Origin of the sequence: Rhizobium binae (genome assembly GCF_017357225.1) — a bacterium.
GTDB lineage: Bacteria > Pseudomonadota > Alphaproteobacteria > Rhizobiales > Rhizobiaceae > Rhizobium > Rhizobium binae.
The window spans coordinates 2,472,235-2,483,532 of the sequence record NZ_CP071604.1; the positions used below are offsets into that span (position 1 = coordinate 2,472,235).

Consider the following 11,298-nt stretch of genomic DNA (forward strand, 5'->3'; position numbering starts at 1 on the left):
CACAGGCTAGAGTGCCATCTGCCCCGGAAGCCGCCGCCCGCGCACAAGGCGGCAGCCGACTTCCGGCACAATAGGAAATCGCCTTTGTGCGTCACTGGACAGGACCTTCGGCCCTTGTTTAAGGAACGGAAAAGTCGTCAATATGTGCCGAATGCGAAATGGAGTGAGTGACTATGTTCGATGATCTTGTCGCAGCTTACGGCAGCCGTTTCCTGCTTGCGGCCGGTGGCGTCGGCTTGGCGCTTCTCCTGCTCATTCTGGCGCTCTGGCTGATCCGAAGCCGCGCCCCCTCGCCCTTCATACGTGGCGGCCGCAACCGTCAGCCCCGCCTGCAGGTGCTGGATGCAGCGGCCGTCGATACCCGCCGCCGGCTGGTGCTGGTGCGCCGTGACGACGTCGAACATCTGATCATGATCGGCGGTCCGACCGACATCGTCATCGAAAGCCGGATCCTGGCCGAAGCGCCCGAACAGTCCGAAAGCGTCAGACGGCCCGAGCCGGCCGCTGAGCGGCCAGCAAAAGTCCCGCGCCCCGAAACACCGCCCGTTTCCGTAAGCCGTCCGCCGGTTGCCGCCCTCAGCGAGCCGGCCGCCGAACCCGCCTTCGCGGCCCCAGCCGCGCTGGTACCGCGTCCTCGCCCCGAACCGCCGGTCCAGCCAGCCGCGCCGCCGCCGGTGGCCACCAGCCCGCTTCCGGCGGAGCCCGCGGCGGCTCCGCTGTCGGCCGAACGCGATCATTCTCCGCGTCCCGCTCCGCTCCAGCCGCGCCTGCCGGAACAACCGGTTGCCCCCCGGGTCGCACAGCCCGCACCGTATCACGATACGGCGAGTGCTGCCGAAATCCTTGACGCCGCCCGCCAGCGGGTCCTGCCGCAGCAGCGCATCGATCCCGAGGTCTCCGCCCCCGACAGGCCGGCGCCGCGCACCGCGCCCGCGACGTCCGAGGACGAAGCGGCTGCGCAATCGGCAGCGGCGAGTCGCCATGATTTCCAGCGGGTGCTGGAACAGGAGATGGCAAACAATCTGACGGCCGAGCGCATCGTGCCGGCTCCGGCAAACCAGACCCCGCGCCCGGCCGCGCCGCAGCCCGCCAACCTGCCGCGCCGCGATCCCGAACTTGCCCCGATCACCGGCGCAGACACGGAACTGCAGAAGGAAGTTGCCCGCATTTTCGGTGAAATGAGCGTCAATCGCGACAAGTGATCGTTGCACCGCGGAAGCTCGGTTGCCCGCATTGGTCACTTCATCATGAAGTTGCAGAAATGCCCCAATGCGGCGGCTTCTCGTTCCGGGAGTTCTTCGGGCCTCCCCACTGCGTCGATCATTTGTTATCATCGACGTGAAGAGCTCTGGTGCATTGAGGTTACACTTTGCCTAAGTAAATGCCGGTCTCACTCCAGTTTCACCCCGTACTGCCGCACAGCAAGACGCTGGCGGCATGCGACCATGTTCATCGGGTGGTGGCGAGAGACCGGTTTGGCATTGTTACAATGTGCCAGCGCAGCTCCGCTGCTCAGCTCTTCAGCCGCCCACGACATCGCCACACCGCGCCCGCAAGGCTTTCTCATGCACCATCTTGGTGGACTTTCGAACGGAAGACCAAGACGATATGTGCAAGACGCTTCGGGTCCGATGGACCATCATTCCCAAGACAGCCCCCCAGCCATGGATTGCGTGTGGCGGATGCGGAGGCCTCAGAGCTTTCCGATCCAGCGGCAAGATCCGGCTGAATGCCAACGGTCGCAAGCTCGACGCCTGGCTGATCTACAAATGCCTTACCTGCGAAAGGACATGGAACCGGCCAATCTTCGAGCGCCGGAATATCCGCGACATCGATCCGCTGCTGCTCGACGCGCTGCAGTCCAATGACCCGGATTGGGTTCGCGCGGAAAGCTTCAATCTCGATGGGCTGCGGCGCAAATCACAGCGCGTGGACGAATTCGCCGAATTCGACATCGCCAAGGAGACGCGGCACGAGATCGCAGGCTGGACATGCCTGGAAATCGAGCTGGCGGCGCAGTTCGCGACAAGCATCCGCCTGGATCGACTGCTGGCCTTCGAGTTGAAAATGTCGCGCTCGCGCCTGCAGGCTTTGCACGATCAGGGCCTGTGTCGAACGGACCCCGGTGGCGCAGATATCATGCGGCGAAGGGTAAGGAGTGGCACGCTCGTCACGATCGATCTCGTCGTGGAGCCCGAGCGGGAGCGACTGTGGAAACCTCTGGCGACAAGCGGTCCGCTCCAATGCAGGTCGCCCCGGAGCATGCGGCGGCTCGGGGACGGCGACATGGATAAAACTAAAGGCTGAAGCGCGTCGCATGATTCAAATTTGATACGAAACGCGTTAATGGGCGGCGCACGAAGGCCGATCGAGAAGCCGGCAGTGCAACGACAAAGAAGGCGCCGCGATCAGATCGCGGCGCCCAATGTATCTCTGCCTGCGTGGAAACCGTCATTCGTCGCGATAGACTTTTTCGCGACGTTCGTGGCGCTCCTGCGCCTCGATCGACAACGTCGCGATCGGGCGGGCGTCGAGGCGCTTGAGACCGATCGGTTCGCCGGTTTCCTCGCAATAGCCGTAGGTGCCGTCTTCGATTCGCTGCAGCGCCGCGTCGATCTTGGAGATCAGCTTTCTCTGCCGGTCACGGGCACGAAGTTCGATCGCCCGGTCGGTTTCCGAAGACGCTCGGTCGGCGAGATCGGGGTGGTTTGCGCTTTCCTCAGCCAAATGGTCGAGCGTTTCGCGCGCTTCTCTAAGGATATCGTTTTTCCAGGCGACCAGCTTGGCCCTGAAGTAGGCCCGCTGGTTTACGTTCATGAACTCTTCCTCTTCCGAGGGAACGTAATTGCTAAGATCGATCTTCTCACTCAACGCGATTCTCCTGAAGAACATCTCATCTGGCCGGGTGTATATCCCAAGCGCTAGCCGCGATTCAAGCCAAATACGACAGCTAAACAGATTTTTAAATCTGTTACAATTTTCAGCTAACGGACTATTTTCTCATGATTATTCCCGCTGACATTTTTTGCTTCGCCTTCAAAACGCCGTGTTACCGGCCACGTTTTGCGGTTTTGCGACACGGCTGGCGGTTGACGGCGGCTGAGCGCAACCGCTACTGAAAAGACCCACCGATCCTGGATTTGCCCATGACCGTACCGCTGCCTCCGCCCCATCGCATCTACCTCCTGCGTCATGCCGAGGCCGCCCCGGCCGAACCCGGGCAACGCGATTTTGACCGGCCGCTCAGCGAAAAAGGTTATGGCGATGCCGAGATCATCGCCGACAAGGCAGCCGACAAGGGCTACCGGCCGGATCTTCTCATCAGTTCGACGGCGTTGCGCTGCCGAGACACTGCTGACGCCGTCCATCGGGCAGTCGGCGTCGCCCTCGACGTGCGCTATGTCGATGCGCTCTATGACGCCACCGTCGACACCTATCTCGAAATCATCGATGCGCAGGAGGCGACGGCCGTCATGCTGGTCGGCCACAATCCAACCATGGAGCAGGCGCTGGAGACACTGATCGGTCACAAGGCGATGGTCCGCGCCCTACCCGGCGGCTTTCCGACGGCAGGCCTTGCCGTTATCGATTTCGCTGCGTCCGTTAACGCCTGGCGTCTGATCGATTTCATTGTCGTCTGAAATCGTCGAAGCAATTCGAAGAGCGGCAGGAACCTTCCTTATCCGCGGAAAACGGAAATGCGTTCGCGCCACTTCTTTTTCGGACAACGCCGCCTTCCTATATTGCTGGCAGTCACCAATCGGAATCGCGCCTTGCCGCCACGCCTGACATCCCTTGCCGACGATGCTCGCATCGCCTTCGACAATCTCGCCGACCGGGCGAATGGGCTCGTCAATCCGACCGTGCGGCTCGGCGTCACTGGCCTCTCGCGATCCGGCAAGACGGTTTTCATCTCCTCGCTTGTCCACAATCTCCTGCATGGCGGCCGACTGCCGCTTTTCGAACCGGTGCAATCGGGCCGCGTTTCCGCCGTGCGGCTCGAGCCGCAGCCTGATGATGCTGTGCCTCGCTTTCAATATGAAGACCATATCCGGGCGCTGGTGAAGGACCGCGTCTGGCCGGATTCGACCCGCGCCATTTCCGAATTGCGCATCACGCTCGATTATCAGAGCGCCAGCGGCTGGAATCGCCTGTTCTCACCCGGCCGGCTGTCGATCGATATCGTCGATTACCCCGGTGAATGGCTGCTCGACCTGCCACTGCTCGGCAAGGATTATCGCACCTTCAGCGAGGAGACGATTGCGCTTGCGCAAACCGGCGTCCGCTCCGCACTGTCGCAGGGCTGGCTGGCGCTCACACGGGCGGCCGATATAAATGCCGGCGCCGACGAGATGGTGGCCCGCGAGCTTGCAACTGCCTTCGCCGACTATCTGAAGGCCTGCAAGGCCGACGAACGTTCGCTCTCCACCTTGCCGCCCGGCCGCCTGCTCCTGCCCGGCGATCTCGACGGCTCGCCGGCGCTGACCTTCGCTCCGCTCGCTCTGCAGCCCGAAGGACGCCCCGGTCGCGGCTCGCTCTGGGCGATGATGGAGCGTCGATACGAAGCCTATAAGTCGGTGGTCGTCAAACCCTTCTTCCGCGAGCATTTCGCGCGGCTCGACCGCCAGATCGTGCTGGTCGACGCACTGCAGGCGATGAACCGCGGCCCGGAAGCCGTCCAGGATCTGGAACGCGCGCTGACCGATGTGCTCGCCTGTTTCCGCCCGGGCACCAATTCGCTGCTCTCCTCGCTGCTTGGCCGGCGTATCGACCGCGTGCTGGTCGCCGCCACCAAGGCCGACCATCTCCATCATGAGAGCCATGACCGGCTCGACGCGCTGACCCGCCGCCTCGTCGATCGCGCCATCGCCCGCATCGGCATGGCCGGCGCCGGCATCGATGTCATGGCTCTGGCCTCCGTGCGCGCCACCCGAGAGGCGTCGGTCAAACGTGACGGCCATGACCTGCCCGTGATCGTCGGTACGCCGATGGCGGGTGAAACCATTGCCGGCGAGCGCTTCGACGGCCAGAGAAAGACCGCGATCTTTCCCGGCGACCTGCCGCAGGATCCGGAAGGCCTGTTTGACCGTATCGCCTCGGGCGAGATCGGTGGAACCCTGCCCGAAATCAATGTCGTCAGGTTCCGCCCGCCGCATCTCGAGGAAACCGGCGGCGGCGTCAAGCTGTCGGTGCCGCATATCCGCCTCGACCGCGCCATGCAGTTCCTGTTCGGAGACCGTCTCGCATGAGTAAGCCCCCGTCCGATCCGCCACGCCGCCCACCCGCAGCCTTCGCTTACGAAGACAAGGCATCCGAGCCGCACGTCAGCAGCCGTCAGCAGCAAGGCCGGCGCAAACCGGAAAGCTTCTCTGAAAATATCATCGAGACGCCCGACCAGGATGATCCCTTCATCAATCCTGACATGGATCTCAACGCGCTGCCGGTCGCGACGCCGCGCAAGCGCCGCACCTCCTTTGGCAAGATCGCCGCCGCCGCCTTCGGCATCCTGCTGTCGCTTAGCCTCGGGCTCTGGACCGACCAGTTGATCAGCGATCTCTTCACCCGCGCCGACTGGTTGGGTTACGCAGCCCTTGGCGTGCTCACGATCGGCATCCTCGCCGTGCTTGCCCTCGTCATCCGCGAGACCGCAGGCATGATGCGCCTTGCCGCCGTCCAGGCGATCAAGGCCGAAGCGGAAGCCGCCATCCTCGAAACTCGACCGGTGAAGGCGCGCTCCGTCGTGGCGAGCCTCACCACGCTGCTTGCCGCCAATCCCGAAACATCGAAGGGACGTGCGACGCTGAACGCGACCGAGGGTGAGGTCATCGATCCCCCGCATCTGATCGCCTTGGCCGAACGAGAACTGCTCGCCCCGCTGGACCGCAAGGCCCGTGCCCTCATCGTCAATGCCTCCAAGCGTGTCTCGATCGTCACCGCCGTCAGCCCGCGCGCGGTCGTCGATCTGCTCTATGTGCTCTACGAGGCCGTCCGCCTCATCCGCGCCATGGCGGAACTCTATGGCGGCCGCCCCGGCACGCTCGGCATGTTCCGCCTTCTGCGCGACGTGCTGGCGCATCTGGCGGTCACCGGCTCGATCGCCGTCGGTGACAGCCTTGTCCAGCAGGTGCTCGGCCATGGCCTGGCCTCGAAGCTATCGGCCCGACTCGGCGAGGGTGTCATCAACGGCCTGATGACCGCCCGCATCGGAATCGCCGCCATGGATCTCTGCCGGCCGCTTGCCTTTCGCACGCTGAAGCGACCGGGAATCGGCGATTTCATCGCCGATCTCACACCTTCGATGTCGTCCCGCGGCAACAGTCCTTAACTGACGAGGCGATTCCACGGCTTCCGCCTCCCCCAGCGTCAACATAGAATAAAGCAAGCATATTCAATAGGATATAGGAAGATCATTAATAACCGCACGGCATGACGGCCTAGCAGCCCCTCGCATTTCGGCACAATCGAAAGGAAGGGTTAACCATTCTTCGGCAAAACTTGCAGCCAGTTCGTGAGTGGTGTTTGCCAAGGAAAATCCATGTATTCGCGCAAGTTTCTCTTCGTATGCGGCCTCGCCGCCGCGGCATTGTCGCCGGTCGCAGATGTCGCTCCGGCAGCCACCGCCGCAACCCGTGACAAAGCCTTCTTCGATTCCGTCGCCGGCTCCTGGAAGGGCCCCGGCGAGATCGTCGCCGGCAAGTACAAGGGCACCAAATTCACCTGCAACCTGATCGGCGAACCCACCGGCGACAGCAATGCCGGCATCAAGCTCGACGGCACCTGCCGCGTCGGCGTCTTCAAGCAGCCGATGACCGCTGTCATCTCGCAGTCGGGCTCCAGCTATAAAGGCAAGTTTCTCGACGGCGCCGCCGGCAAAGGTCTTGACGTCGTCTCCGGTGCCGTCACCGAGGATACCGTCGTGGTCGGCATCAACCGCGCCAAGCTGAATGGAGCGATGATTGCCCGCGTGCGTGACGACAAGACGATGAACGTCACCGTTTCGGTCAAGGTCGAAAGCCAGATGATCCCTGTCATCGGCCTGACATTGACGCGGCAGGTCGATGAAATGGCCGTGGGCTCGATCGAGTAGACAGATCGCATGACGGATTTTCCTGAAGCGGCGGGTTTCCCGCCGTTTGGCGTTTCAGGAGCCCTGCTTCAGGCGCTCCGCCACCAGTTGCCGCTGTCATCGGCGACCTCGATGCCCGTCACGTCGGCGTCGAGTAGCCAGTCGCTGACCGGCCGCCCCCGGACGAGAAGGCCCGGGGCAATATCGGCAAGCGGCATCAGCACGAAACCGCGCTCGGTCATCCGCGGATGCGGCAGTTCCAGCCGCGGCGCGTCCTGGACGACGTCGCCATAGGTCAGCACGTCGATATCGAGCGTGCGCGGCCCCCAGCGCTCGATACGCTCGCGTTTCATCTCCCGTTCGATCGATAGGCAGACATCGAGCAAAGATTCCGGAGGAAGCCGGGTTTCGACGGCGGCGCAGGCGTTGAAGAAGAACGATTGGTCCGTCTTGCCCCAGGGCGGCGTGCGATAGAGCCGCGACACGGCGGTAACGCGGCAATCGTCACGCCCGTCGAGCCTCTGCAAAGCCGCTGCCATCGCCTTCACCGGCTCGCCGATATTGCCGCCGAGGCCGAGAGTGGCGGATCGCGATGCGGCCTCAGGCAAAGTGCTCAACGCTCACCTGCACGAAATCAAGCACGCCGGGCACCGGCGCGTTCGGCTTGCGCACCGTGATCTTCGCCCGCTTGACCTGCGGAAATGTCTCGCAGAGGCCCTTGGCGATATCGAGCGCCAGGGCTTCGATAAGATAGCGCCGCTTGCCGGTGACGATCTGCTCGATCACGGTGAAGGCGATGCCGTAATTGACGGTATCGTCGATCGAGTCGCTTTTCAGCGCTTCGCCGGCGACGACATCGAGCTCGGCATCGACGAAGAAACGCTGGCCGAGGAATTCCTCCTCGTCATGTACGCCGTGGCGCGCGAAGAAGGCGCAGTTCTGCAGCGTGATCGTGTAGGTGGTCATGTCGGCCGCTTCCTCTCAAATTCCTGGCGCGCATTGAGCATAGCATCGGCGACATCAAGCGCATCCCTGTTGATTGCGACATTGTGCACCCGGAAAACCGCAGCGCCTTGGAGCCGCAGCAGAACGCTGGTCGCAGCCGTCGCCACGTCCCGGTCCGGCGCATCCCGCCCCGTCACAGCGCCGAGAAAACGTTTGCGTGAGGTGCCGGCAAGCAACGGCAGGCCGAAGCGCGAAAGTTCGGAAAACCGCGCCATCAGTTCCAGGTTCTCCTCCGCCGTCTCCTTGGCGAAGCCGAAGCCCGGATCGAGCACGATGCGGTCGCTGTTGACACCTGCCGCAGCGGCGATCGCAAGCGACCGTTCGAGGAAATGGACCTGGTCGGCGATCACATCGGCAAGTTTGACCCTGTCGCGGCCGGTATGCATGATGCAGAGTCCCGCCCCCGTCGCCGCGGCCAGTTCCGCGATACCGCTCTCCTTCTGCAGTCCGGAGACGTCGTTGACGATATGGGCGCCAGCGCTGACCGCTAGCCGCGCCGTGTCGGCGCGATAGGTGTCGATGGATATCAGCGCTTGGGTGCGGCCGCGCAGCGCCTCGATGACGGGCAGCACCCGCGCCTGCTCCTCCGAAGGGCTGACCGACGCTGCGCCCGGTCGGGTCGATTCGCCGCCGATGTCGACAATCGCGGCGCCATCGCTGACTGCCTGCAGCGCGTGTTCGACGGCGGCATCGACAGTTTTGAAGCGTCCGCCATCGGAAAAGGAGTCCGGCGTCACGTTGATGATCGCCATGATCGCCGAACGACGGCCGAGTTCGATCTCCCGGCCATGGCCGACGCGCCATAAACTGCCTTCGAACCCTATCACCAGACTTGTCCTATTGATGATGAAAAAAGCCGCCACCCCATATTGCCCTTGCGGTGGCTATGCCCCAAGCTCCTGCCGATTTCAACATGGGTTGCGTTCAGAATGCCGCTTGCAGTGCGTTATATGTGCCTTCCTGTCGCCTTTTCCATTGCTCTTTCCATCAGCAGCCCCGCGGCAGCCGAAGTGATCGCATCGAAAAGCTATTCCTATTTCGACATCAGCGGCAAAACCGCCGATGAGCTCGACCGCGAACTCAGCCGGCGCGGCCCGACGGCGAGCGGCTCGTCGGCGCGCCATCCCGGCGCCACCAAGATCCGCTTCGGCGGCGAAGCCACCTATATTCAGGATGACGGCCGCTGCCGCGTCGGCAACGTCAAGGTCACGGTCCACACCCAAATCATCCTGCCGCGCTGGAACAGCCGCCGAGGCGCCAGCAAGGAGCTGTCGTTGATCTGGGACACGTTGTCGAGCGACATCAAGCGCCACGAGGAGCGCCATGCGGAGATCGCCAGAGATCAGGCCCGCGCCATGGAACGCGCCATCCGCGCCCTGCCGCAACAGCGCAGCTGCGAGGCAATGCAGGAACTCGTCTCCAACGAATCAGCTCGCGGTATAGAGGAGCACGATCGGCTACAGGCGCGATTCGACCGGGTTGAAGCAGTCAATTTCCAGAAGCGCATGCTGAGATTGCTGAATAATCGAATCAACGGTCGGGCCGGCGAAAAATAACGGTTTTTCAAACTTCTTACGAGGAGAAAAACTTAGCTGCGCAATGAAACTTGTGCGAAACTTGCGCGCGCCCCAGCGTTTTAATGGTCATTTTTCATCCTGGCAGACTCAACCGGAACGCGTTAATATGAACACATTCGAAAGTTCAGCTATGGCATCTGGACTTTTCTCGCTGGGTTCTCCTGGCGCGTTCTGAAGCCGCGGATGTTCCTCCCTCATCCGCAGGTAATGCGCCCGCCTCGCCTCGCTCGCACCAGCGCGCGAGGCGTCTTTTTGTGGCTATGGCAGCAAACGCGGCGAATGCACCCGCCCCGAATGCATAAAAACAAAGCGCTAAAGCGCCTCGCATGACTCAAACTTCATGCGAGGCGCTGTAGGGGCCGGCGTCAGGCCTGACGTTCAGGCACGTGCACGACGAGCCCGTCATAGGCGGCCTTCATCCGGATCTGACAGGAGAGCCGCGAGGTCGGGCGCACATCGAAGGCGAAGTCGAGCATGTCCTCTTCCATCGCTTCCGGCTGGCCGACCTTCTCCGTCCATTCTTCGTCGACATAGACGTGACAGGTTGCGCAGGCGCAGGCGCCGCCGCATTCGGCCTCAATGCCGGGCACCGAATTGCGCACGGCATTTTCCATCACGGTGGAGCCTTGATCGACGTCGAGGTCGAAGCGCGTGCCGTCGAAGGCGACGATGGTAAGTTTGGGCATCGGGACTATTTCCGGTCTTGAAAGGGTTGGGCGGCTTTACTTCCGACAATTCGACGCATCAGTCAACATTGGGAAATCTGCCATAACCTCGCAGATCAGGCAGTCGCCCGCCGTCTTCAATGCGCCATATCGCACGTCGCAAAAAGACCCGTGGTTCCGCAATGGAACAGCGGGTCCTCTGCGCAATTCCTTAAGGATAAGATTATACGGCTATTCAAACTGCTACAGCGTCTCAAAAAACGCGCGGCGAACGACGATGAAAGAGAGATCAGCCGCGGCAGAGCTTCAGGATGAAATTCTCCGCGTCGAGGACGGCAGCGCCCAGCGCCGCCATCGCACCGGCATCGCCGCCGGTCTCCTCGATGACTTCCGCCGTCTCTGACACGCGAAATGCGCCGACCGAACTGGCCGCGCCTTTCAGCCGGTGCGCGGCGGCCCCGACGCGCACGGTCTCGCCGCTCGCAATATCCTGAAGACAAGCGCGGGCTTGGCGGGCAAACATCTGAAGGACTTCAATTTCCAGCGTCTTGTCACCCATCGTCTGCTTTGCGAGATGAACCAGGTCGATCGGCCGGACCTTCGAGGGACAAGCTCCCTTTGCATTGTCCGGCGCTTCGAATAGGATGTTCAATGCTGCCATCTGGGCCACCATTTGCCAATTCTCCCGTCTCACGTCGTCCGCACTGGCAACAGTTCTGCGTCAGGAGGGTGGCCATCCCGTTAAATTCCGGCACAGCGGCCGCGGAAATCTCGGCATATGGTTAACGTCCGTTAAATATCCCTAAATTATTGGTTTTTAAGCGCGGTCCCGGATTTAAAATTGTTAACAACGGGTTAACGAGCCGCAAATCTCAAGCCTTCATTAATTGTGTGACGAGCCCAGATGTGTCACTACGATACTGGTGGAGCGGGTTTATGGTACGCGCCTTTGCCGAGTGAGTGGATAATGGTAGTGTTTTGATAC

13 protein-coding genes are annotated in these 11,298 nt (G+C 62.1%); 7 read left to right on the top strand and 6 right to left on the bottom strand.

What is annotated here, in order from left to right; all coding sequences use genetic code 11:
- The first annotated feature begins 173 nt into the window (after nt 1-173).
- Together J2J99_RS12140 and J2J99_RS12145 are read left to right on the top strand one after the other, a co-directional pair.
- Nucleotides 174-1,202, top strand: coding sequence for a flagellar biosynthetic protein FliO (locus J2J99_RS12140; RefSeq protein WP_205919096.1), 1,029 nt, complete (start codon nt 174-176; stop codon nt 1,200-1,202).
- Nucleotides 1,203-1,608: 406 nt separating this feature from the next.
- Nucleotides 1,609-2,307 (top strand): DUF1062 domain-containing protein, encoded by a 699-nt coding sequence (locus tag J2J99_RS12145; protein ID WP_246638588.1) that lies wholly within the window; start codon nt 1,609-1,611, stop codon nt 2,305-2,307.
- 144 nt (nt 2,308-2,451) lie between these two features.
- Here J2J99_RS12145 and dksA read toward each other — a convergent pair whose 3' ends face one another.
- The gene (gene dksA, locus J2J99_RS12150; RefSeq protein ID WP_008525884.1) at nt 2,452-2,871 is read right to left on the bottom strand and encodes an RNA polymerase-binding protein DksA; all 420 of its coding nucleotides are present in this window, start codon (nt 2,869-2,871) and stop codon (nt 2,452-2,454) included.
- A gap of 275 nt (nt 2,872-3,146) precedes the next feature.
- Between dksA and J2J99_RS12155 the strand changes: the two genes are divergently transcribed.
- From J2J99_RS12155 to J2J99_RS12170, 4 genes are all read left to right on the top strand, one after another.
- Nucleotides 3,147-3,641, top strand: coding sequence for a SixA phosphatase family protein (locus J2J99_RS12155; RefSeq protein WP_168300668.1), 495 nt, complete (start codon nt 3,147-3,149; stop codon nt 3,639-3,641).
- A gap of 132 nt (nt 3,642-3,773) precedes the next feature.
- Entirely contained in the window at nt 3,774-5,249 is a 1,476-nt protein-coding gene (locus J2J99_RS12160; protein WP_168300667.1) for a YcjX family GTP-binding protein, read from the top strand.
- Nucleotides 5,246-6,325 carry a YcjF family protein gene (locus tag J2J99_RS12165; RefSeq protein WP_168300666.1) on the top strand — a complete coding sequence of 360 codons (1,080 nt, stop codon included), beginning with the start codon at nt 5,246-5,248 and terminating at the stop codon, nt 6,323-6,325. Before J2J99_RS12160 ends, J2J99_RS12165 begins: the two co-directional genes overlap by 4 nt.
- A gap of 210 nt (nt 6,326-6,535) precedes the next feature.
- The gene (locus J2J99_RS12170) at nt 6,536-7,087 is read left to right on the top strand and encodes a hypothetical protein (protein WP_168300665.1); all 552 of its coding nucleotides are present in this window, start codon (nt 6,536-6,538) and stop codon (nt 7,085-7,087) included.
- A gap of 68 nt (nt 7,088-7,155) precedes the next feature.
- On the opposite strand, the gene folK is transcribed toward J2J99_RS12170, so the two are convergent.
- From folK to folP, 3 genes are read right to left on the bottom strand one after another with little or no spacing between them, the layout of a single operon-like run.
- Complete coding sequence (gene folK, locus J2J99_RS12175; RefSeq protein WP_168300694.1) at nt 7,156-7,674, bottom strand: 2-amino-4-hydroxy-6-hydroxymethyldihydropteridine diphosphokinase; 519 nt, start codon at nt 7,672-7,674, stop codon at nt 7,156-7,158.
- On the bottom strand, nt 7,667-8,032 hold the full coding sequence (folB, locus tag J2J99_RS12180; RefSeq protein WP_168300664.1) for a dihydroneopterin aldolase: 366 nt from the start codon (nt 8,030-8,032) through the stop codon (nt 7,667-7,669). The genes folK and folB overlap by 8 nt, the downstream gene beginning before the upstream one ends.
- Nucleotides 8,029-8,898, bottom strand: a complete 870-nt coding sequence (gene folP / locus J2J99_RS12185; protein WP_168300663.1) for a dihydropteroate synthase — start codon at nt 8,896-8,898, stop codon at nt 8,029-8,031. Before folP ends, folB begins: the two co-directional genes overlap by 4 nt.
- 102 nt (nt 8,899-9,000) lie before the next feature.
- Here folP and J2J99_RS12190 point away from each other — a divergent pair, with 102 nt between their 5' ends.
- On the top strand, nt 9,001-9,627 hold the full coding sequence (locus J2J99_RS12190) for a DUF922 domain-containing Zn-dependent protease (RefSeq protein ID WP_168300662.1): 627 nt from the start codon (nt 9,001-9,003) through the stop codon (nt 9,625-9,627).
- Nucleotides 9,628-10,013: 386 nt separating this feature from the next.
- Here the strand turns inward: J2J99_RS12190 and J2J99_RS12195 are convergent, their stop codons facing one another.
- Both J2J99_RS12195 and J2J99_RS12200 read right to left on the bottom strand, forming a co-directional pair.
- On the bottom strand, nt 10,014-10,334 hold the full coding sequence (locus J2J99_RS12195) for a 2Fe-2S iron-sulfur cluster-binding protein (RefSeq protein ID WP_011425597.1): 321 nt from the start codon (nt 10,332-10,334) through the stop codon (nt 10,014-10,016).
- A 268-nt stretch (nt 10,335-10,602) separates the two neighbouring features.
- On the bottom strand, nt 10,603-10,986 hold the full coding sequence (locus J2J99_RS12200; protein WP_205919095.1) for an Hpt domain-containing protein: 384 nt from the start codon (nt 10,984-10,986) through the stop codon (nt 10,603-10,605).
- Nucleotides 10,987-11,298: the final 312 nt, after the last annotated feature.

What these genes read in the sequence shown, in the direction of transcription:
- J2J99_RS12140 (WP_205919096.1), top strand. Translation starts at nt 174, where the DNA reads ATGTTCGATGATCTTGTCGCAGCTTACGGCAGCCGTTTCCTGCTTGCG.
- J2J99_RS12145 (WP_246638588.1), top strand. Translation starts at nt 1,609, where the DNA reads ATGTGCAAGACGCTTCGGGTCCGATGGACCATCATTCCCAAGACAGCC.
- J2J99_RS12155 (WP_168300668.1), top strand. Translation starts at nt 3,147, where the DNA reads ATGACCGTACCGCTGCCTCCGCCCCATCGCATCTACCTCCTGCGTCAT.
- J2J99_RS12165 (WP_168300666.1), top strand. Translation starts at nt 5,246, where the DNA reads ATGAGTAAGCCCCCGTCCGATCCGCCACGCCGCCCACCCGCAGCCTTC.
- J2J99_RS12170 (WP_168300665.1), top strand. Translation starts at nt 6,536, where the DNA reads ATGTATTCGCGCAAGTTTCTCTTCGTATGCGGCCTCGCCGCCGCGGCA.
- folB (WP_168300664.1), bottom strand. Translation starts at nt 8,032, where the DNA reads ATGACCACCTACACGATCACGCTGCAGAACTGCGCCTTCTTCGCGCGC.
- J2J99_RS12190 (WP_168300662.1), top strand. Translation starts at nt 9,001, where the DNA reads ATGCCGCTTGCAGTGCGTTATATGTGCCTTCCTGTCGCCTTTTCCATT.
- J2J99_RS12195 (WP_011425597.1), bottom strand. Translation starts at nt 10,334, where the DNA reads ATGCCCAAACTTACCATCGTCGCCTTCGACGGCACGCGCTTCGACCTC.
- J2J99_RS12200 (WP_205919095.1), bottom strand. Translation starts at nt 10,986, where the DNA reads ATGGTGGCCCAGATGGCAGCATTGAACATCCTATTCGAAGCGCCGGAC.